Source organism: Neptunomonas qingdaonensis, from assembly GCF_900113275.1.
Taxonomy (GTDB): Bacteria; Pseudomonadota; Gammaproteobacteria; order Pseudomonadales; family Balneatricaceae; genus Neptunomonas; species Neptunomonas qingdaonensis.
In genome coordinates this window covers 32,385-53,391 of sequence record NZ_FOOU01000012.1, presented here as the reverse complement: position 1 = coordinate 53,391, position 21,007 = coordinate 32,385, and the positions used below count along the sequence as shown (strand labels likewise).

Annotated in this window: 21 protein-coding genes; 6 read left to right on the top strand and 15 right to left on the bottom strand. The window is 46.1% G+C overall.

Annotated elements, in window-relative coordinates:
- Positions 1-3 precede the first annotated feature (3 nt).
- From BM099_RS20835 to BM099_RS15435, 9 genes are all read right to left on the bottom strand, one after another.
- A complete protein-coding gene (locus BM099_RS20835) occupies positions 4-1,197 on the bottom strand; it encodes a methyl-accepting chemotaxis protein (RefSeq protein ID WP_269750514.1) in 1,194 nt (397 codons plus the stop codon).
- Between the two features lie 30 nt (positions 1,198-1,227).
- Entirely contained in the window at positions 1,228-2,289 is a 1,062-nt protein-coding gene (locus BM099_RS15470) for a protein-glutamate methylesterase/protein-glutamine glutaminase (RefSeq protein ID WP_090729144.1), read from the bottom strand.
- A 19-nt stretch (positions 2,290-2,308) separates the two neighbouring features.
- Complete coding sequence (cheD, locus tag BM099_RS15465) at positions 2,309-2,947, bottom strand: chemoreceptor glutamine deamidase CheD (protein WP_177201205.1); 639 nt, start codon at positions 2,945-2,947, stop codon at positions 2,309-2,311.
- Position 2,948: 1 nt separating this feature from the next.
- On the bottom strand, positions 2,949-3,800 hold the full coding sequence (locus BM099_RS15460; protein WP_090729138.1) for a CheR family methyltransferase: 852 nt from the start codon (positions 3,798-3,800) through the stop codon (positions 2,949-2,951).
- A gap of 40 nt (positions 3,801-3,840) precedes the next feature.
- A complete protein-coding gene (locus BM099_RS15455; RefSeq protein WP_090729135.1) occupies positions 3,841-6,198 on the bottom strand; it encodes a methyl-accepting chemotaxis protein in 2,358 nt (785 codons plus the stop codon).
- 63 nt (positions 6,199-6,261) lie between these two features.
- A complete protein-coding gene (locus BM099_RS15450; RefSeq protein ID WP_090729133.1) occupies positions 6,262-6,762 on the bottom strand; it encodes a chemotaxis protein CheW in 501 nt (166 codons plus the stop codon).
- The gene (locus BM099_RS15445; protein WP_090729131.1) at positions 6,759-8,999 is read right to left on the bottom strand and encodes a chemotaxis protein CheA; all 2,241 of its coding nucleotides are present in this window, start codon (positions 8,997-8,999) and stop codon (positions 6,759-6,761) included. The genes BM099_RS15450 and BM099_RS15445 overlap by 4 nt, the downstream gene beginning before the upstream one ends.
- Before the next feature lie 6 nt (positions 9,000-9,005).
- Positions 9,006-9,368: a response regulator gene (locus BM099_RS15440; protein WP_090729129.1), complete on the bottom strand. Its 363-nt coding sequence runs from the start codon at positions 9,366-9,368 to the stop codon at positions 9,006-9,008.
- Positions 9,369-9,392: 24 nt separating this feature from the next.
- On the bottom strand, positions 9,393-9,656 hold the full coding sequence (locus BM099_RS15435) for an STAS domain-containing protein (protein WP_090729127.1): 264 nt from the start codon (positions 9,654-9,656) through the stop codon (positions 9,393-9,395).
- A gap of 468 nt (positions 9,657-10,124) precedes the next feature.
- Here BM099_RS15435 and BM099_RS15430 point away from each other — a divergent pair, with 468 nt between their 5' ends.
- On the top strand, positions 10,125-10,382 hold the full coding sequence (locus BM099_RS15430) for a hypothetical protein (RefSeq protein ID WP_090729124.1): 258 nt from the start codon (positions 10,125-10,127) through the stop codon (positions 10,380-10,382).
- Between the two features lie 37 nt (positions 10,383-10,419).
- Here BM099_RS15430 and BM099_RS15425 read toward each other — a convergent pair whose 3' ends face one another.
- From BM099_RS15425 to pdxH, 3 genes are read right to left on the bottom strand one after another with little or no spacing between them, the layout of a single operon-like run.
- Positions 10,420-10,890, bottom strand: coding sequence for an FKBP-type peptidyl-prolyl cis-trans isomerase (locus BM099_RS15425; RefSeq protein WP_090729122.1), 471 nt, complete (start codon positions 10,888-10,890; stop codon positions 10,420-10,422).
- Between the two features lie 12 nt (positions 10,891-10,902).
- Positions 10,903-11,565, bottom strand: a complete 663-nt coding sequence (locus BM099_RS15420) for an alpha/beta hydrolase (protein ID WP_090729119.1) — start codon at positions 11,563-11,565, stop codon at positions 10,903-10,905.
- The gene (gene pdxH / locus BM099_RS15415; RefSeq protein ID WP_090729117.1) at positions 11,562-12,212 is read right to left on the bottom strand and encodes a pyridoxamine 5'-phosphate oxidase; all 651 of its coding nucleotides are present in this window, start codon (positions 12,210-12,212) and stop codon (positions 11,562-11,564) included. Before pdxH ends, BM099_RS15420 begins: the two co-directional genes overlap by 4 nt.
- 141 nt (positions 12,213-12,353) lie before the next feature.
- Between pdxH and BM099_RS15410 the strand changes: the two genes are divergently transcribed.
- Genes BM099_RS15410 through BM099_RS15395 form a run of 4 tightly spaced genes read left to right on the top strand, consistent with a single transcriptional unit; the run spans position 12,354 to position 16,933 of the window.
- A complete protein-coding gene (locus BM099_RS15410) occupies positions 12,354-12,992 on the top strand; it encodes a paraquat-inducible protein A (RefSeq protein ID WP_090729114.1) in 639 nt (212 codons plus the stop codon).
- Positions 12,989-13,618: a paraquat-inducible protein A gene (locus BM099_RS15405; RefSeq protein ID WP_090729112.1), complete on the top strand. Its 630-nt coding sequence runs from the start codon at positions 12,989-12,991 to the stop codon at positions 13,616-13,618. The genes BM099_RS15410 and BM099_RS15405 overlap by 4 nt, the downstream gene beginning before the upstream one ends.
- A complete protein-coding gene (locus tag BM099_RS15400; RefSeq protein WP_090729106.1) occupies positions 13,615-16,221 on the top strand; it encodes a PqiB family protein in 2,607 nt (868 codons plus the stop codon). Before BM099_RS15405 ends, BM099_RS15400 begins: the two co-directional genes overlap by 4 nt.
- Positions 16,222-16,234: 13 nt before the next feature.
- Entirely contained in the window at positions 16,235-16,933 is a 699-nt protein-coding gene (locus BM099_RS15395) for a hypothetical protein (protein WP_232349141.1), read from the top strand.
- Between the two features lie 19 nt (positions 16,934-16,952).
- Here the strand turns inward: BM099_RS15395 and BM099_RS15390 are convergent, their stop codons facing one another.
- The 3 genes from BM099_RS15390 to BM099_RS15380 are packed head-to-tail and all read right to left on the bottom strand — an operon-like array spanning position 16,953 to position 19,515.
- A complete protein-coding gene (locus BM099_RS15390; RefSeq protein ID WP_244889949.1) occupies positions 16,953-17,594 on the bottom strand; it encodes a DUF2959 domain-containing protein in 642 nt (213 codons plus the stop codon).
- Between the two features lie 58 nt (positions 17,595-17,652).
- Complete coding sequence (locus tag BM099_RS15385) at positions 17,653-18,657, bottom strand: hypothetical protein (RefSeq protein WP_090729100.1); 1,005 nt, start codon at positions 18,655-18,657, stop codon at positions 17,653-17,655.
- Positions 18,658-18,675: 18 nt separating this feature from the next.
- Positions 18,676-19,515, bottom strand: coding sequence for an alpha/beta fold hydrolase (locus BM099_RS15380; protein WP_090729099.1), 840 nt, complete (start codon positions 19,513-19,515; stop codon positions 18,676-18,678).
- 229 nt (positions 19,516-19,744) lie between these two features.
- Here BM099_RS15380 and BM099_RS15375 point away from each other — a divergent pair, with 229 nt between their 5' ends.
- Positions 19,745-21,007 (top strand): efflux RND transporter periplasmic adaptor subunit, encoded by a 1,263-nt coding sequence (locus tag BM099_RS15375; RefSeq protein WP_090729097.1) that lies wholly within the window; start codon positions 19,745-19,747, stop codon positions 21,005-21,007.

The window sequence follows — 21,007 nt, the reverse complement described above, 5'->3', positions numbered from 1 at the left end:
GTCTTAAAAAATTTCAACGCCTCCGGCCTTCAAGCCTGTCTGGGTGACAGTACGCGCGGCACTCCGCGATTGAACCTCTTCTCGCAACAGGCGACAGCGTAGCGACAAGTTTTTAAACTGTTCGTCCATCTGATCCTCGTTATCAAACTTAATCTGATGCATCTGATCAGCGATTTGATTCAATGTATTAATATTATTATGTAAAGATGCCAACGCCTGCGACGAGATATCCTCAAATTGTAAAGAGCGGATCGCATCATTAACAGCGCCATCCAGCTGCTCACCTAACACATTCATCATGCCGGCATGCTCAACCACGTAATTATTAATCTCAGCAACATTTGCCAACATTGACCCGACACGCTCTTTGGTCGCTAAGGTGTCTGACACATCAGTCGCTGCAATTTTCGAAACAGTTGCATGCAACTGGGTGATGGTGTCTTTTGCGATCGTTATACGTTCTCGAATCTGGCAATTTAAATCAGCCGAACTAATAGACAAAGAGCGCACTTCATCCGCTACCACAGCAAACCCACGGCCCGCTTCACCGGCTCGTGCCGCTTCAATACTCGCGTTCAATGCTAACAAGTTGGTTTGTGAAGCCAGACCTTCAACATTTTCAATCAGTGCAAATATGCCATCCAACTGTGTGACCATATCATCGATATGGTGAACAGTGTCCAGACTATTACGGCTCATTGTCATCATCATATCGACAAACTGATCAAGAACACTGCCTGTCTCAAATAAGAAAACCGGCATATTAAAATGATCACCATCCTCCGCACTTTCACCAGGATTTGTCCTGCGAATTAATTCCTTAATCAGATCTCTTTGCTGGTCAGAGTACATATTTACATTATGAAAGCTGTCTCCTAAAACCTGAACGGCTTCCTTAATAATGGTATCGATGCGCAGCGCTTCCTGATCAATAACAATGGCTTCATGATTGAGTATCTGTTTCATCTCTTCACATACTGGCTTAATGCTTTTGAATCGCTGTGCAGCCAACACCTGCTGACGATGATTTTCGGCAATACTCGCCCTGTCTTTACGTGATTGATACGCTATGAAGAGGGTCCCGAACACTAACCCTGCCTCGGCTCCCCAGCGCAAACCAGCAAACCCCAGCCATTCAGCAATGATCAGTAATAATAAAAAAATCCCTACTATTAATACCCCAACATATTTACTCATCATTTAAATCCACTGTTTCTAACCACATGCTTATGATTTTTGTAGCCACTGTACCAATGACTGAGAAATCTCGTTCAGCGGCAACACCTCTACCGCAGCACCTAATTTAACCGCTGAGCCAGGCATACCCCAAATCATACTGGTCGCTTCATCCTGAGCTACGGTATACGCGCCCGCTTCTTTTAGCCTGAACATAGCCTCTGCCCCATCGCTTCCCATTCCTGTCAGCAGAATGGCTATTGCCACTTCAACATCAGCGCTGAGTAAAGAATCAAAGAGTACGCCAACCGACGGTTTATGACGGTTAACCAGCTCGCTGTCTTCTACTTTGCAAACTAAAAAAGCCCCCTGTCTTTTCACTTTCAGATGCTTACCACCGGGTGCCAGATAAGCAACACCCGACTCGAGTCTCTGCCCATCCGTTGCCTCAACCACTAAAATGGCACTCTTGCGGTTAATCCGACTGGCCAAGCGCTGACTAAAAGAAGCGGATATATGCTGGACTATAACGATGGGAGGAGTATCAAGCGGAAGCACCGAAAGCACATCTTGCAACGCTTCGGTTCCTCCGGTCGATGCCCCAATCGCAATCACGCGATGCCCCTGATTCGCTTTTAGGTTCAGCCTATCAAGTATAGACATCGATTCGCTGTGCAATGCGGGGCGTAGACTAATAGCTATTTTATTTTTCAAACTTGCCGCTGCTTTTAACTTGTCTTTCAGTTCTGCAGAAAAATCAGCAGCGGCTATACCCTGTGCACCCAGCAATGGCTTTTGCATATAATCGACTGCACCTAAAGCCAGTGCCTGTAATGTTGCATCAGCACCTCGTGCGGTAAAGGTTGATAACATAACGACGGGCAGTGGATGTAAGCGCATCAAATTGCGCAGGAAGGTTATTCCATCCATTCTGGGCATTTCAATATCGAGTGTTAGCACGTCCGGCTTTAGCACTTTGATCATTTCACGGGCTTCATACGGATCATTAGCCGCTCCGACAACCTCGAAAGCTGGGTCGCCCGATAAAATACTTGTTATAACCTGACAAACAAGCGCCGAATCATCGATTATTAAGACTTTCACTCGTTCCATTAGTATCCTTTCCAATCCATCAGAATAACTCTACTGCACCACCAATTTGTGATGTAGCCAACCGCTGTTTTAGCCTGCTCTCAACCTCAAACAGTTTACTGTTATGAATAGTACCGAGTTTTTTTACCAACAAGCGGCCCTCCTGCGGGAGATAAACCACATTACGAGGATGCTCTCCTCCTGTATCGGCTGAAGCAATATCAAACCCTTCATAGTGCAGGTATTGCGTCACAAACCTGACATTTTGATCACCGATGTCTGTCATACCACGTACCATACTGCCTCCACCGGCAATTTTGATCTCAAGCCGCTCTTTTCGCCCACCATGTTTCATGATTTCGTTAATCAGCTTTTCCATGGCATAAGCACCATAGCGTGTGGCGTCAGAGAGAGCCGCGACTCGATGATCATCAGAAGCAGGAAGAAGGAAATGATTCATTCCTCCAATTCCGGCGATAGGGTCTCTGACACAGGCAGCAACGCACGATCCGAGTAAGGTGGTTATCGCTTCATTAGTGTTTGTGACATAAAACTCACCCGGTTTTATTTTCACAGCAAAACAAGAGCGCTGCTGCAACCAATACCGATTAAAATGCTCAAATCCCGGCAAAGTCTGCCGGGGTGACTCACTGCGTTGAAATACTTCCCGATGCGACACCTCAGTGATCCTTTTGATAGATGGTATTGCCTATCAGCTTAAACCTTGCGGTCAAACGAAAAGGTGATTCAGAATGTCCTACAAAAAGAAAGCCTCCCGGTTTCAGTAAGTCAGCCATTCTTTCTAACAGAATCGCTTGCGTGGCTTTATCAAAATAGATCATCACATTTCGACAAAAAATCACATCCAGTGGCCCTTTCATTGGCCAGGAATGCATCAGATTCAGCTCTTTAAACGTGATAATATGACGCAACTCCTCTGCAACCAGAGCCTTTCCTGCATGTGCGCCCCGGCCTTTTCTGAAGAAGCGTGTTTTCAATTCCTGAGGCATCGTATCTATCCGATCTAAAGCGTAAACCCCAGTTTTTGCTGTATGCAAAACGGCAGAATCAATATCTGTTGCCAGAATTTTAATGTCCCAGTGACTTACATCGACAGCCGATGAGAGACACGTCATCGCCAAGCTGTAAGCTTCTTCTCCCATTGAGCAACCCGCCGACCAGATTCGTAAACGTTGCGTTTTACTAACATCAACTTCAGGCAAAACGACATTTTCCAGAAACTCAAAATGGTGACTCTCTCTAAAAAAAGCCGTCAGATTAGTCGTCAATGAATTGATGAATAATGAAAACTCTGCTGTATTCCGTTCCAGATAGGAAAAATACTGTGCAAAACTGTTAAGCGAAAGCGCCCGTATACGCCTGATCAGGCGGTTATAGACCATATCTTTTTTATAATCCGATAAGGCGATCCCGGCATGTGCATAGAGTTTCTCACGAACCCTTTCGAAGTCCTGATCCAGAAAAACAAACTCACGCCCGATTAAACCTGCAGTATCGTCCTTTACCGTCATGTTAACGTCCTTCGAAAGCCCAGCGGCCATTAGCAAATGACTAGAACTCTTCCCATTCAGAATCATCAGGCGTCTCTTTCATCACAATAGCTTCATTTTTATAAGCACTTTTCATAGGAATAACGCTGGCAACTGCACGGACTGACGGCTTGCTTTGCCAAATATTACTTTTGATTTTAATCGGCGCGGCTTTCGGTGTACTTACTTTCACGACATCAGCCACTTTAAAGACGTTCACCAATTGTTGCAGCTGCTGCGCCTGCTCGTCCATTGATTCAGATGCAGCGGCAACCTGTTCAACCAATGCCGCATTCTGCTGTGTTCCTTCATCCATCGCTGTAACGGCAGTATTCACCTGCTCAATACCGCTGGCTTGTTCTCGGCTAGCCTGAGCAATTTCATGAATAATTGAAGAGACTTTCAATACCCCCTCTATGATCTCATGCAGTGCGCGACCCGATTCATCAACATAACGCCCACCCTCTTCTACTTTTTCTACACTATCACTAATCAGGTGTTTAATTTCCTTAGCGGCACTGGCACTTCGTTGCGCCAGATTTCGCACTTCCGCGGCAACGACGGCGAACCCTCGTCCCTGTTCACCTGCGCGAGCCGCCTCAACAGCTGCATTCAGCGCCAAAAGATTGGTCTGAAAAGCAATTTCATCAATGACGCCAATAATTTCTGCGATTTTTTTAGAACTCTTACTGATATCGCCCATGGAGCTGACAACTTTTCCCGATATAGCACTCCCGTCATCTGCCAGTATTTTTGCCTGCTCAGCCAATCGGCTCGCTTCCTGCGCATTCACGGCATTTTGTTTAACCGTAGCCGTCATCTGCTCCATACTTGCCGCCGTTTCCTGCAAGCTGATGGCCTGGCTTTCAGTCCTCTGACTCAATGTAGCATTGCCATGCGCTATTTCAGATGCACCAGTGGTGATATTTGCTCCTGCTGAACGTATCTCGCTTACTATATCCTGGAGCTTACTCATTGAACTATTCAGAGCATCGTTCAGCTCGGCATATTCACCTGAGAAATCCCCTTGCATATTTTGTGTCAGATCACCATCAGCCAACGCTACCAGTACGCGTTTTGCTTCACGCATCGGTTCAACAACGGTATCCAGCATCTGATTAACACCCGAAGCAATATTTTGCATAAAGCCTTCATAGGCAGAGTCATCCAGGCGCTGACTTAAATCACCACGGGAGGCGTCTTGAATGAGTTTCTCTATCGCTTCTTCAGCCTGTAACTGATCGGTCAGATCTTTCCACTCAACAACGGTACCTAAGCGCTCTTTATCGGGTGCATACACAGGGTTAGCCACCAGAATAAACGTTCGCCCCCCCACTTTGATACGACTTTCAAAAGAGGTTTCTAATGCTGCCAGTAATCTTTGTTGGTGTTTTGGATCCGCATGAAAAGCATCGATATTTCCACCCAATAATTTTTCATAATCAAAGTTGGGGAGATCCGTACAGATATCATCCTGCGCAATACTGAACATCTTAAGAATGGCGTCATTAACATAAATAATCCTGCCTGTTGGGTCTGCCATCATCACATTTGATGACACACTATCGAGCGCCTGAGTTATGCGACTGGAACGTAACGCTTCAAGGCGTGACTCATTAATTTCAAAGCCCAGCTTAATCGCGAGTGATTTCGCTGCTCGATTCAGATCCCCCATTTCCCCCTCATTCTCGACCTCTATATCCGTATGATAATCACCTTCACTGACCCTTTTTAAGATAGAAATGGTCTCATTTAACGGCTGCTTCACATAGATACGGATAGTGGAGATCGATCCGAAAAGCATGATACAAAAAGCCGCAAAAGGGCCGAGTGCAGTCAGCATCAGATGGCCTGAACCATACAATCCGGCGCTTATAATTAACATCACGAGAATTGAAAGTGAGGCCCAGTTATATATTTTTTTATCCAGCACCTGAGTAGGTATTTTGGCCGGATCTGAAAGCCTGGCCTGTTTATTTCGCAATTTCGTGTACAGCACGTCAGCCGAGTGACGTTCAACATCCGTCGGCGAAGTCCTGACAGACATGTAGCCAACAATTTGCCCTTTTTTATAGACCGGTGTCACATTCGCTTTTACCCAATAGAAATCTCCGTTTTTACAACGGTTTTTTACCATTTTGCACCACGGACGCCCTAACTTCAGAGTTGACCACAAGTCCTCAAACGCCTCTTGTGGCATATCCGGATGGCGAACAACATTATGATTTTGTCCCACCAACTCATCTTCACTAAAACCACTGACCAGAATAAAAGCAGGATTCACATAGGTAATTCGCCCTTTAAGGTCTGTCTGGGTAACCAGTTCCTGTCCCGGCGTTACATGCCGTTCCTGATCTGTTACCGGCAAATTAATTTTCATGACATCCACTCCTTAAAGGCGACTCTTATAACCAATTCATTTTTGCTGCATAACAATAAATACTTACTCATTAAGATATCCTGTCTGAGTACAGGCAAGGGCATCAGCGTTGAGCAGATAATCAATATCCAACAGGATAACCATCTTGCCCTCGACCGTTGCCAGTGCTTCAATAAATTTTGGATCCAGCCCTTCGCCCATCAGCGGTGCAGGATTAATCGCTTCATTCGCAATATCGTAGGTGTCAGCAACCGCATCAACGACCAAGCCCATGCTGCGCTGACGTTCTTCACTTTTAATCCAGACGAACACAACAACGGTGGTGTGGTTGTAGGCTTTTGTTTCGAAACCAAAGCGCTCCCGCAAATCAATGATAGGTATAATTTCCCCACGCAAATTAAGTACACCTTTCATGTATCCGGGTGCGCCGGGTATCCGGGTAACCGGCATCCAGCCGCGAATTTCCTGCACCCGCAAAATGTCAACTGCGTACTCTTCATTCGCTAACACAAAGGTAAGAAACTGTTTGCTTTCGCTGCATAAAGTCAACTCAGTTTCTGTCATACCCTCACCTTCATTTGTTGAGCTTCATCATTGTTTTTATGCCTGCGTGGCTGCTTTTTATTAGCATTATCCAGTCCCATTTTAATTAAACTCGCGACATCAAGAATCAGAGCCACCTGACCATTTCCCAGAATAGTGGCGCCAAAAAAACCATCGACCCGCTTATAATTGGTTTCCAGGCTTTTAATAACAACCTGCTGCTGTCCTTGTAGCTCATCGACAATTAAGCCCGCTTTTTTTCCACCGCCTTCAACAATGACCATCAAACTACTGGAGAAATCTTTGGAGTATTCCTCAAAACCAAATAGGCTACTCAAGTGAATAACCGGCACATACTCATCCCTGAACAAAAATAACCGCCCCTGACCTGCCACGGCATTAAGTGCTTCGGCGGACACCCAGATAGATTCAACAATTGAAACCAATGGGATGATATATGCCTCCTGCTGGAGCTTTATTAGTTGGCCATCTAAGATAGCGAGCGTTAATGGCAGAGTAACCGTGAATGAAGAACCGATGCCGGCCTCGGAGGTAACCGACACATGCCCGCCTAATGACTCAATATTACGGCGGACTACATCCATGCCAACGCCCCGGCCTGATAGGCCATTGACTTCAACGGCAGTTGAAAAACCCGGCAAAAAAATCAAATCATGAATATCAGCTTCACTGAGTACCTGATCACTACTGATCAAGCCGTTCTCCAACGCTTTTTCACGTATTCGCTGTGTATCCAAACCTCGACCGTCATCCTTGATCTGAATAATAATGAAACCACCCTGGTGATAAGCATTGAGATCAAGGGTTCCACATTCCGATTTTCCGGCAGCCACTCGCTCCTGTGGTGTTTCCAAACCATGATCCAGTGCATTGCGTACCAGATGCAGTAACGGATCACCGATTTTTTCCATCACTGTTTTATCCAGTTCAGTCTGTTCACCAGAGAGTTTCAGTTCGACCTCTTTGCCTAGCTGACTACTGACATCATGTACCAGACGTGGAAATCGATTAAACACAAAACTAATAGGTAACATCCTGATCCGCATCACTTCTTCCTGAAGATCCCGGGTATTTCTTTCCAGTTGCAGCAAGCCATCATTCAACCGGTCAACAGCGGGATGCTCCAAATCAGCAAGCTCCGAACCGACTTGCCCCAACATGGATTGCGTGATGACCAATTCGCCTACGCGGTTGATCAGGCCATCAATTTTATCGATGCCGACTCTGATTGAGCCGGCATCACTCTGACTTTTCCTGACATTGTCCTGGGATTTTGCTACCGATGACATCTCCGCACGCTCGGCAGCAGTGATACTGACAGAGGCTTCAGGTGCGACAGACTCAGTTGTAATAGTTGCAGCTACCGGGGCTTCATCCTGCACACTAACTGGCACATCACCTTGAGGGTTTTGGAAATCGGCAAGGTGCTCTTGAAAAAGGGAGTCCGACTGGGAATTAACAGCCCGGTTATCATCCACTATGGGAGTTATTGTCAGTTCACAATCATCCTCTACCCACTCGAATACTTCACGAACCACCGCCTCATCACAATCGCTATAAAGATCCATATCCCAAACCAGAAACAGTTCTTCCGGGTTTAAATCCAGCAATGCAGGCACGTTAGCGGTACAGGCATGAACCAGAAACTCACCGCACTCCGCTAATGCCGCCATCATCAGGATGGGCTCATTTCCAGTCATCAACAAATGCTGAGCCGGTTTAAACTCAATATGCCATCCACTGTTATTAATTTCGCCAGCCGAAGAGACATTCTCTGGCAAATTATCATTTTCGCTACTGAGATTGTGCGTGCTATCTGCTTTTTCATTGTCGGCATGAGTGAGTACGACCTCACCTCCTGCTAACACCATTTCTAACTGCTTAAATACCTGATCAACCTGCGGGTCATTACATTCAGTATTATCCCGTGCGGCTTCAAGCAACAAGCGAATACAATCAACGGATGATAACAACAGGTTTTTCAGGGTATCAGTAAACGCTCTGCGCTCTGCCCGCAGTTCATCCATGAGTGTTTCAACGACATGGGTAAAGTCAGTAATATCGGTAAAGCCAAAAGTGCCTGCTCCACCTTTGATTGAATGCGCGGCGCGAAAAATTGCATTAATAGTTTCTGCATCCTCCGTATCCAGATTCAACAGGCCCGACTCCATGACCTCTAACCCTTCGAAGCTTTCTTCCAGAAATGTAGGGATGAATTGGGCCAGATCTATGCTCATAACTGCTTACCGCACAACACGTTTTAAGGTTGATAACAAAGTCTCAGGGTTAAAGGGTTTAACCAGCCAGCCCGTTGCTCCGGCAGCCCTTCCTTTCTGTTTCATCTCTGAGGAGTTTTCTGTCGTCAGCATTAGAATGGGTGTAAATTTAAACGAGGGTAGTTTTCGCAGTTCACTACAAAGCAAAATTCCATCCATTATCGGCATATTGACATCCGTTAACACCAGATCACATACAGCCTCTCTTGCCTTGCTTAACGCCTCCTGTCCATCAGCGGCTTCGACAACGTCATATCCCCGTTGTTTTAGAGTAAAAACTACCATATTGCGTAAAGATGCTGAGTCATCAACAACCAATATTGTTGCCATTTACAATCTCCAAAAAACCAAAACCTATCGCGGAATATTTAAGGCATCACACATACCCAACCAACGGGCATTACTGACTAAAAGTTCTGAAGTCCCTACCCAGCAGATATCCCCCCCTTTTTCCTGTAATGCTTGTTTTACAGAAAAAAGCAGTTGAACTCCCGCCGAGTCAATTTTCTTCAGTGCAGAAACATCGAGTTCAAGCACAGACGAACGATTCATCTGCGTGATAAATTCCGCTTTGCAATCGGCAACTTCAAAAATAGTCAGTTGCTCAGGCAAGACCATAACCCTACATCTCCTTAGTTAACTACTTAAAAGATAGTCCAAATCCTTAACTTAAGAGCCATATATGAGCATTTTTATCTTTTTAGCGAAACTTTTGTATTTGTACTCACCGCGATATCCGAATTACGCACTTTAAAAACGCATTAGATCCCTTTTCCCAGGCTCAATTAAAGAAATCAGAAAGAATAATCAAAAAATGATTTTGAATTATTGTTAATTAAATTTCAGCTATCAAAACAGGCTAATAGATTTAAAAAGCCAATAACCTTTTGCCAACTAAAAATCATTTAAAAACAACAAGTTAAAAACAACACTCCGCAGAAAAAACTTTTATTAAAAATAAATAAAAAATTCATTTAAATCAATAACTTAAAACACAAAAACAATCGTATTTTATTTGCGAACAGTCATTATTTATTATAGAATAATCATATATAAATAAAGATAACTCAATAAGAGATTAAGATCATGCAAGAAAAAGAAATAAGACTGCTTTTTAACGCTGGAGTGTTTGAATCTTGCCAGGCAACGCCCATTGCAATGTCACGCGGATGGACACTTAAATTCATCGCAAAAGACAACAATGTCATTACGCTGGATCTGCAACGCAGCAAAAAAGAAAGAGAGTTCAAAAGCCTCGATGGTGCAGCTGCCGTTGCCCGAAAAATCGGCTTTGAGTGGCTAAATGTTCATATAGGAGAGCTGGAGTGGCGGGAAAAAGTATAAAGGCGCTTGAAGAAACAAGCGCCTGAAAATGCCGGCGCTAAACTGCGATAGCCTGGCCTGCTTGTAGTTCTTGCGGGGTTGCTTCTCTTACCGATACGATCTCAACATCAAAGGTAAGACTTTGTCCTGCATAGGGGTGATTAGCATCAACTGTGACGAGATCGTCTTCGATTTCAATCACTGAGACTACTTCGTCCTCACCGGCTTCATTGGTCATATGGCACATCAGACCAACGGAGAGCTCGGGCATCTGGGAAAACAATTTACGCTCAACATCGTAAATTTTATCCTCATCAACTTCGCCGTATGCTTCGAGTGGCGTTAGTGACACTCTGAAATGTTCTTCGGCTGCACGGCCTTCCATCGCCTTTTCCAGCCCAGGCACAATATTATGACAGCCGTGCAGGTAAGGAATAGGATCACCACCTTTACTGCCATCCAATACTTCACCCTGTTCATTGATCAAGGCGTAATGAAAATAAACAACTGCATTATCACAAATTTGCATTAAGTGTCCCCCTCATTGCATTAGTCGCTGTGCTATCCAGCGTCCCAACACCTCTAGTGATTCTACCGACACTTCATGTGCCATTTTAAATGTCTGCCAAACAGGCTGATAACCTTTTTGCTGCAACTGCATAACGGCGCTCTCGCCTAATGCCAGTGGCACAACATCATCGTACTCCCCATGCAAAGACAACAGCGGCATTGATAACGCGGCCACATTATTGATCTTCTCGATAGGACGCGGCAGATATGTTGACATGGCGGCTATTCCCCCCAGATTAGCCGGATAACTTAACCCGGTTTCATAAGCGACGGCTCCGCCCTGCGAAAAGCCCACCAGCAAAATACGCTCTGGCGCTATACCAGACTCAATTTGATGAGTCACAATGGCGGAGATATCAGTGACAGACGTTTGCAATTGCGTTTCGCTGATTTCACGACCAATATTCATACTCAAAATATCGTACCAGGAGCGCATCACCATGCCGCCATTGATCGTCACTGCTTGCTCTGGTGCATTAGGAAATAGAAAACGTACAGCGAGTTCTTTGGGCAATCTCAAATAAGGGATCGTAGGGGGGAAATCAGATCCATCCGCACCCAGTCCATGCATCCAAATAATCACAGCATCACAAGCCGGCTGTGTTTCCACCATTATCATGTCGCTATCTATCATGGCTGTAGCCTCTCAATGATCCAGTTATTATCCGATAAACGATACTGAAAACGATCATGCAGGCGATTTTCACGTCCCTGCCAAAATTCAAATTTTTCAGGAATTAAGCGGTACCCTCCCCAACGCTGCGGACAAGGAATTTCTTGCTCTGTAAATTGCGCCTGTAATTGAGCCACGCGCTCTTCCAGCACTTGACGCGATGCTACCGGCTGACTTTGCTCGGAAGCAGCCGCACTTAACTGACTACCCAAAGGGCGCTGATGAAAGTAGATATCTGCCTGATCGACTGTTAGTTTCTCTACACGTCCCTGGATACGTATCTGTCTTTCCAAACCATACCAGTAGAATAAGATCTCAGCCTGCGGGTTTTCTGCTAGCGCCTGGCCTTTCTGGCTCTGGTAATCGGTATACCAGGCAAAACCATCCGCATCAAAATGCTTTAGCAGGACAATTCTGGCTGATGGCATTCCCTGCTTGTTAGCCGTTGCTAACGTCATGGATGTTGCATCATCAGGCCGCACCTGACATGCCACATCGAACCATTGTGTAAACTGTTGAAACGGATCGGCGACTAAGCTGTTGTCTGCTATCCCCTGGGATACATACTCTCGACGCAGTTGGGTAAAATCACCCGCGGTATCGGACATTCTCTATCTCCTGTTTAAGCGGCTTACTATAACCAAAAGCTTACGACCATACATCTGCCTAAGCGTTGTTTTCTGCGAATAGCCATAACAGAGTAATATCTGGCATACTGCAGCTTGATTAAGAAGCATCAACAGAGACGTATGACAGATAAGGAAATAGTATCGCTACAACCGGGAAAATACTGGGTCTGTCCGGAGTGTGATTTGCTGCTGAATCGTCGCGCCATTCCGGACCGGCATGAAGCCCACTGCCCGCGTTGCCAATCGTTGCTTATTTCCAGCAAGCACCATTCTATTGAATGGACACTGGCCCTGGCCGTTGCCGGTTTAATTCTTTTTTTCCCAGCGAACATTTTTCCTATATTAACGTTGCAAACACTGGGACTCTCTCAGTCTGAAACCATCTTTACATCGGTAATGGCACTCTACAATAGCCAGCTGTTTATGGTCTCAGCTCTGGTACTGATGTCTGCTATTATTGTCCCTTTTATGAAACTTATATTACTGGCCTACCTGAGCACCTGCTTACTCATGCATAAACGGGCACCTTTACTCGCCTGGTCGATGCGCAGCTACCAACAGCTCGATAGTTGGGGGATGCTTGAAATCTATATGCTGGGGATTCTTGTTTCTATCGTGAAATTAATTGATGTAGCGGATGTCACGCCCGGTATCGGTCTCTATAGTTTAACAGGGCTAATCATCATGACCTTGCTGACATCCACCCAACTCGACAGTCACCGTTTCTGGCGCCGCATAGAGCAACTGGAGAAAAAGTGAAACAGCACTCAGCACTCACTCAAGGTATCATTCTCTGTCATTGCTGCAAAAAACCTGCCCCTATACAAGATGACAAAACTACTTGCCCACGCTGCGGAACCCGCCTGCATCGTCGTAAGCCACACTCGATTGCCTATACCTGGGCACTGCTGCTTGCTTCAATGATTATGCTACTTCCGGCTAATTTGCTACCGATTATGACATTCAGATCATTAGGCCAGGGAGACCCTGCCACTATTATGCAAGGTGTTATGCAGCTGCTTGACCATGGTCTGCTGGGCATTGCCTTTGTCGTGCTGGCAGCCTCTATTATTATCCCTATACTAAAAATAGTCGGTCTGATTATTTTATTATTAACCGTTCAACTAGGCTGGACCACTAATATGCGGCAGAAAATGCTGATGTACCATTTCGTTGAATGGATTGGCCGCTGGTCGATGCTGGATATTTTTGTGGTTGCAATACTCGCAGCCATTGTACAACTCGGTAATCTTGCCAGCGTCACAGGCAACACCGGCGCGACAGCATTTGCCGCTGCGGTTATTTTTACTATGTTAGCAGCGAACTGCTTTGATACCCGTTTAATCTGGGATAAACATTTGGAACAACTTGAGGTCTTTCCATGAGTGATCATGACCCGGTCATTACTCGTCGTCACCTTCCATCAGCCATCTGGTTCTTACCCTTACTCGCCGCCATCATTGCTGGCTGGCTTGTTTATAAGAATTATGACGGTAAAGGTATTCTAATCGAGGTGATTTTTGATTCGGCGGCGGGCTTAGAAGCTAACAAAACCAAGGTGTTCTATCGGGGGTTACCCACAGGTGTCGTCAAAGAGCTGAAGGTAGATAACGACCTGAGGCGTGTCAGGGCACTGATCGAAATGGTGCCCCAGACAGAAAAATCCCTGACAGATCAGGCACAATTCTGGTTAGTCAAACCTCAGGTCTCTTTATCCGGTGTACGTGGTCTTGAAACACTACTGTCAGGAAGCTATATCAGCTTCCAGCCCGGCGACAAAGGCCTTCACAAGCGCTCATTTGAAGCTCTGGACCAACCGCCGCCGCCCATCAAGAACGCCAGTGGTCTTTACATCACTCTCACAGCCGATAACGCACGCTCTGTGTACCAGGGCGCCAAAGTTTATTTTCGTGATATCGAGGTCGGCGAAGTACTCAGCCATGCCCTTGCTACAGATGGCAAAAAAGTATTAATCGAAACCTATATTGAACCCCGTTTCACCTACCTGATCAAAGAGAACACACGCTTCTGGAATGCCAGTGGCATTAAAGTTAAAGCCGATCTCCCCAAAATTGATATCCAGATCGGCTCTCTGGCGTCAATTATTGCGGGAGGTATCCATTTTTCCACCCCGGATGAAACAGCGCCACCCGCCAGCAATAGTCAGATCCTTCCCCTATACGACGACTACGAAGCAGCACAAGATGGCATTGAGGTTCAGCTTCGATTCCCCGGTGCTACCGAACTCAGAGAGGGAGCGAGCGTGCTAAGTCGCGGAATTCAAATCGGGCGTGTCAAACAAGTCACCCTCACCGATGATTTCAAATACCTGGATAGCATCTTGTTAATCGACCCGCGTGCACAGGACCTGCTCAAGGAGGGATCTCGTTTCTGGCTTCAGAAACCTGAACTGTCATTAGAGAACCTTGATCAACTCGGCACACTGCTCCGCGGCAGCCACATTGAGCTTGAACCTGGCCAGGGAAGCGCACAACGCAGCTTCACAGCGCTCCAAATCGCCCCGATCAAACGTCAATTAAGTCAGGGAAAAGCGATTGAATTACGCACCGATCAACTCGGCTCGATTACCAAAGGATCTCCCGTCCTGTACCGCCAGTTACCTGTCGGAGAAGTGATCAATTATGAACTGGATGCCAAGGGCGAGCAGGTCATAATCTATGCCGCTATAGAACAGCGATACAGTCATCTGGTAAAAAGTAACAGCCGTTTTTGGAATGCCAGTGGCATTGATTTAACCGCTAACATTGATGGCATTGAATTACGCACAGAGTCTGCAGCGACACTTTTTCGCGGCGGCATTGCATTCTTCAACCCACCAGAAACGAAAAAAGCCACGACAAAAGTCACGGTTTATTCACTCTACAGCGATTATCATCAAGCATCTCAGCAAGGCGCGCTGACCGATCAACGTTTTCAAAATGCCCTCAAAATACGCTTACATAGTCTGGAGTCAGGCTCACTTAAAGCGGGAGACCCGATTCTCTATAAACAAATCACGGTGGGTGAAATAGCACAAACCGTTCTCAATAAAGACGGTAAAGGTGTCACCCTGTATGCGTTTATCGATCCTGCCTACACCCATCTGATCAATGAAGGCAGCCGCTTCTGGAATGCCAGCGGCATCAAAGCCGATTTCTCATTGCAGCAGTTGAGTATTCGTTCAGAATCACTTAAAACACTCATATCAGGCGGTATTGCCTTTGACACAGACTATCCAGGCGCCGGCATCAAGCCCAACCATATGTTCACCCTTTACCAGGACCGCATCACCAGCCAACAACAGCCTCTTGGGATTCAGGTGATCTTCCCTGCTGGCAAAAACATCCAGCCCAATAGCGACGTTCGCTATAAAGGCCAAACCGTAGGCAAAGTAGTCAACGTGGCGGTGATTCATGATGGCGAAGCATTACGCGTCAATATTGATCTTTTCAGAGATGGTCACTTCCTCGCTCGTAAAAACAGCCGTTTCTGGGTAGTCGCACCCACAATCCGCTTAAGTGGCATTGAGCATCCTGAGGGGTTACTGACCGGTAACTATATTGAAGCCCTTTCAGGCGATGGGCCTGCCACTTTTGCCTTTAGCGGCTCACACAAAGCCCCCATATTCCAAAACAAAAATGGCCTCAACCTAATCATCCGCACGCCTACTTTAGGTTCACTATTCAAAGGCAGCCCCATATTTTATCGCCAGGTTCCGGTCGGAGCAGTAACAGGCTATGACCTCACCAATAATGGCGAAAATGTCGAAATTTATGTCAATATTCAACCCGAATACGCACTGTTTGTACGATCCAATAGTCAATTCCGTAACGTCAGTGGTGTCAAAATGGATATTTCACTGTTCGGTGGAGTCAAGGTGAATGCAGATAGTTTAGAAACCATGATTGGTGGCGGGTTAAGCTTTACGTCGCCCGCAGACAGCACGCCTGCCCAGTCGGGGGATACTTTTAATATCGATGAAATGTAAAAGGCCTATTGGAATGATGAGTATCCGTATTATTCTCTTCAGTCTGCTGATTAGCCTGTTAGCAGGCTGTTTGCATGAGAAATCCAGAGCATTTGACATCAAGAATATTGGCAAGTCCGATATTGATATGGTGACCGATGCGCATCTTCAAGAACTCAATATCCTCGCTCGACAGCTGCTGATTAAACTCTACAAGCTAAACCCTCACGAACTGACTAAAGCCCCCACAGAGACAACGGTTGATAAGCGTCTGGGACAGCTCTTCAGTATGCCCAGAACCATACGCTTTGCAGAACTGGGCTCACCGTATGGTACAACGGCTATTCCGCTAGCCTTTGATCCCGACTTTAATGGGGATAGAGTGTTTGCATTAATGGTCGGTGTCGCAGGAATGATTCACCGCTCATATAATTATCAGGATGAATTTTTTATGCTGGATGAGATCGATCAGCAAAAACTATATCACTGTGCACGTAATCTTGAATCTGTAGCCTGGCAGCTTAATCAACGCCGTGATCATGCGGGTGAATTACTTCTGGTGAGTAATAGTATCGATAACGATACCGGTGAAACCAATCTGAGCACTGAAAGAATCCTTTCCAAGATGATCTCTTTACAGGATATGATGGCGCGAATTCTTGCTGATAAGAATAACCGCGCCATCAACAAGGTGTTTCACGGTATCGCGTCCACCACCCTGTTGCCTATCTAGACCCTATAGTAAGAGAGCACTATTGAGCTTCCATAGAGCGAATAAAAGTATCTGATTCTTTTATAGATTTCTGCATTTCCCTGATCAAACGATCAATGTTCTGGCTTATTCCGGCAAATTCGCCTTTTAACGCGCCTACTGCCCGCGCATTCAGGTTATGCTTGAGATATAAAACATTATCATTTAATGCTGTCAAAACAGGCTGCATTCTTTGCTCAGCGCGCTTCATAACTTTCAACAATTCAGCATAACGCGTTTGTGTCTCTTTAAGCTGTTTCGCACTCTGAGCACGCAGGCCAGCATTCTGATATTGATCCAACTCCTCTTGCCATTCTTCAAACAAGGCTTCGGCTACCTGCTCGACACTTTTTATACGTGCCGAAACCTGATCTGCAGCATCAACACTGTCGTCATATTCGCTCTTGAGGCGATCATAAAGCGTTTCCAGCTCTCCTCCGTTAAACTGAACAACGGCCCGATATTGTTCCAACGCGTCTTTGAACTGCTGCTGCGCGTCATCTTGCGAATCACGCGCCTCTTCAACCCGATCCACGAGAATATCTCTCTTATGCACGCCTACTTTTTCCATTGCTGAATAATAGGCAGTTTGGCACCCCGTCAGCAAAACAATCAAAGACATCAGTACTATTTTTTTCAGCACGAGGCAATTCTCCTTATTGGATATAACTCTGGTTTTAACTTTTCTTGTAGCTCTGGTTTTAACGGCACAGCGACACTGGCCGGTTAATTCGGACATCGCTGATTTTATGGTTCTCATTCAGAAACAAAGTCACATCAGCGCGATCTGGCATCTCTTCCAACATCGCCCGGGTCAACCGTTCATAATGCTGAATAAAATGCACAATTTCATCCTCATTCATAATACGCAGATGATCCGCCGGCTGTTGGGTATCGAAAATATATTTCATGCGTTCCGCCAGTTTTTTCTCTTGTAGAGAGCGCCAGCTATATACCGCTTCCATGTTGGGCACTTTTAGCATCACCAGAGAATCAATCATACTGAAAAGCTCCTGATACTTTTCTTCCAGCTGCCGATTCACATAGCGACGCCAGTCGCCATTCGCATCTTGCTCCCGCTCAAGAGTATTCACCGGGACGATCAGCGTTTCATTACTCTCAGGTAACGCTCCCACACACCAGCCTTCAAAAACAATCACATCCGCCGGACCTACCCACTCCTGCCACACCGAGGTAGGACAACGATCATCAATAGATTTATCGAACACAGGAATTTTCGTTGGTCGATTCGGATCTCCGGCCTTGAGTGATTTAATAATATCGATGCCCAGCTGAACATCATGTGTACCGGGTACGCCACGCGTAATCAGTAAAGGATGGACAATTTCAGCCAATCGCTCACGCTCTTGCCGGGTTTTATAAATGTCATCCAATGAAAAGCCGACTACTTTCTGGCCAAAACCTTCACTGAGAATAACCTCGATCAAATTAAAAAGGGTTGATTTTCCCGCGCCTTGCGCACCATTAATACCGATAACCAATGGACCGCTTTGTTGACGCTTTCGGCACAACAACCAGGCACCTAAGGGCACATAGAGCGACTCGAACATCTCCTTAAGACCAATATCCACTTTTAATGAAGCCAGCGCCGACGCAAACGCCAACTCCACCGCCTTAACGGCTTCTTTGCGTTCTTTATGGGTCAAACACAGCTGCTCAGCAGGCCAAGGGAACAACAAGCTCATGCAGATTCCTTTATAATGTTAATGATGTCGCAACCACTGAGTAACTTCATGAATATGCGCCTCTTCCATCAAAGAAGGAACATGCGGAACACCCGGGAGGCTATACAGCGACATTTGTGGGTTTTCCTGTTGCATCTGCTCTACTGTCGCCTCAGTTAATATATCGGAAGCTTCCCCCCAGATCAGCATCTGCGGGCATTGAATCGCCCGCCACACAGGCCAGAGATCGACATCCTGATCAGCAGTGGCACGAGTGATATCACCAATAGCCGGATCATAATGTTGCGTCCAACCTTGCTCCACCTGTTTAAAACCGTGTTTAGTCAAATGCTGCCACTGCGCTGCATTCAACTGCTTCAAACCGGGGTAGGTATCTTGCATAAAGGCTGTTGCTGCTTCTGGATTTTCAAAATATTGAGGTAGCAGATACTCTCCGATACGCTGTAAAGATGCCTGCGAAACAAACGCGCCAATATCATTTAGGATCAATTTTCTAATCGGCGAATGTGGCATTGAGGCCAGCAACATACCAATGATACCGCCCATTGAAGTGCCCAACCAATCTACTTTTTCGACATTTAAACGTGCCAATAACAGCATAATATTGGACAGATACTGTGGCATCGCATAATCAGCAGGATTCGCCAGCCAGTCACTTTCACCTCGCCCCGGCATATCAGGGCAAATCACACGATACTCGCGGGATAAGGATTTGGCGATGTCGTCAAAATCACGACCGTTCCTCGCCAGCCCGTGTACACAAATCAAAACACGCTCATTATCCGGGTTGCCCCACTCATGATAAACCATCCGGTGAAGTCCAGAAGAACTCAATCCCATTACCGATTCTGTGCGCACTTGCAGTATTCCTTTTATATTAAGATGTGAAGCCAACTGATCTGTTCAGCATCTTGTGGCGTATTAACGCTAGTAACTTATCATGCTGATAAGAATTGTAAAGTTGCGTAAACAAACCGCCATAGCGGCTTAAAACCAGATAAACTATATTGCATTAAAAAGCGCTAATACATAACAGATTCTTTTTTCTGACCGCGTTAATCGGTCTACTGTTTCAGGTTAAATTGATATGCCTACTGTGGTTAACAAGCCGGCTACGCGTCGTCTCACATGGATCCTCCCTATACTGGCGCTGGCTGTGGCTGTTGTTATTTTTATCTCGCTTAAAAACAGTAAACCTCAGGCACCTGCGCGCGCGGTCGTTGAAAAGCTATGGAGCGTGCAGATCCAACCGGTAGTTTTTGCTGCTTATAGCCCTGAAATAGTGCTCTACGGACAGGTAGAATCCCCGCAGATGACGCAAATATCCGCACCTGTTACCGCTTTTGTAGAACAAGTATTGAGTCGTGAAGGGCAATCTGTCAGCCAGGATGAGCTGCTGATAAAGCTCGATCCTCGTGATATGCAGTTGATACTGCGTCAACGAGAAGCAGACTTGCAAAGCATAGACGCGAGAATAAGCGCCGCACAGATCCAATACACAGCAGATCAAACCGCGTTAAGCATCGAGAAAAAACTATACGCACTCGCCAACAAATCCGTATCCCGCTACCGGGATTTAAGCAAACGTAACGTCAGCTCACAAGATCAGCTCGATACAGCCCAGATAAGCCTGCAGCAGCAAGCGTTATCGCTGAATAACCGCGAGCAAGCCATTAGCGCTTTTCCCGCTCAGTTATCTCAACTAAAAGCAGAACAGGAAAAAATCAGAGCGTTACGCGACACCGCACTATTAGATCTGCAGCGTACCTCTATTAAAGCCCCCTTTACCGCACGCATTGCCAAAATAACCACCGCAACGGGTGACCGGGTTAAGAGTGGTGACCCACTGATCACTCTTTATGAACCAGGTGCATTACAACTGCGCTCTCAGGTCCCGTCAAAAATCCTACCGTGGATTCGTCAGGGCTTAAATGAAAATCAGCCACTGAACGCGACCGCCATGATAGACAAGCAACACATATCTTTGCGTTTATCTCATTTAGCCAGCTCAGTAACCAACGGCAAAACCGGCGTCGATGCGTTTCTGGAATTTGATTCCGAACAATTTATTCCCGAACCTGGCCGCACCTTATCACTCACCCTCACATTACCCAAAATCGATAATATTATCGGCATCACTCCGCGTGCCTTATACGGTACTGACCGGGTCTACCGTGTAACAGAGGGCCAACTGGAAGCGGTTGTTGTCACTAAAGTAGGTAATGCACACGACAGCAATGGTGAGCCATTGGTGCTTCTTCAGTCCGACAAACTGCAAGCAGAAGATCAGGTCATCATTACCCAACTCCCCAATGCCATCACGGGCCTGCCCGTTAAGATAACGGAGTAA

Bases quoted from the DNA above. Each gene is read 5' to 3' on its own strand.
- BM099_RS15425 (WP_090729122.1), bottom strand. From the start codon at position 10,890: ATGCAAATTTGTGATAATGCAGTTGTTTATTTTCATTACGCCTTGATC.
- BM099_RS15450 (WP_090729133.1), bottom strand. From the start codon at position 6,762: ATGACAGAAACTGAGTTGACTTTATGCAGCGAAAGCAAACAGTTTCTT.
- BM099_RS15430 (WP_090729124.1), top strand. From the start codon at position 10,125: ATGCAAGAAAAAGAAATAAGACTGCTTTTTAACGCTGGAGTGTTTGAA.
- BM099_RS15420 (WP_090729119.1), bottom strand. From the start codon at position 11,565: ATGATAGATAGCGACATGATAATGGTGGAAACACAGCCGGCTTGTGAT.
- BM099_RS15385 (WP_090729100.1), bottom strand. From the start codon at position 18,657: ATGAGCTTGTTGTTCCCTTGGCCTGCTGAGCAGCTGTGTTTGACCCAT.
- BM099_RS15440 (WP_090729129.1), bottom strand. From the start codon at position 9,368: ATGGCAACAATATTGGTTGTTGATGACTCAGCATCTTTACGCAATATG.
- BM099_RS15375 (WP_090729097.1), top strand. From the start codon at position 19,745: ATGCCTACTGTGGTTAACAAGCCGGCTACGCGTCGTCTCACATGGATC.
- pdxH (WP_090729117.1), bottom strand. From the start codon at position 12,212: ATGTCCGATACCGCGGGTGATTTTACCCAACTGCGTCGAGAGTATGTA.
- BM099_RS15410 (WP_090729114.1), top strand. From the start codon at position 12,354: ATGACAGATAAGGAAATAGTATCGCTACAACCGGGAAAATACTGGGTC.
- BM099_RS15395 (WP_232349141.1), top strand. From the start codon at position 16,235: ATGATGAGTATCCGTATTATTCTCTTCAGTCTGCTGATTAGCCTGTTA.
- BM099_RS15445 (WP_090729131.1), bottom strand. From the start codon at position 8,999: ATGAGCATAGATCTGGCCCAATTCATCCCTACATTTCTGGAAGAAAGC.
- BM099_RS15460 (WP_090729138.1), bottom strand. From the start codon at position 3,800: ATGACGGTAAAGGACGATACTGCAGGTTTAATCGGGCGTGAGTTTGTT.
- BM099_RS15400 (WP_090729106.1), top strand. From the start codon at position 13,615: ATGAGTGATCATGACCCGGTCATTACTCGTCGTCACCTTCCATCAGCC.
- BM099_RS15455 (WP_090729135.1), bottom strand. From the start codon at position 6,198: ATGAAAATTAATTTGCCGGTAACAGATCAGGAACGGCATGTAACGCCG.
- BM099_RS20835 (WP_269750514.1), bottom strand. From the start codon at position 1,197: ATGAGTAAATATGTTGGGGTATTAATAGTAGGGATTTTTTTATTATTA.
- BM099_RS15435 (WP_090729127.1), bottom strand. From the start codon at position 9,656: ATGGTCTTGCCTGAGCAACTGACTATTTTTGAAGTTGCCGATTGCAAA.
- BM099_RS15470 (WP_090729144.1), bottom strand. From the start codon at position 2,289: ATGGAACGAGTGAAAGTCTTAATAATCGATGATTCGGCGCTTGTTTGT.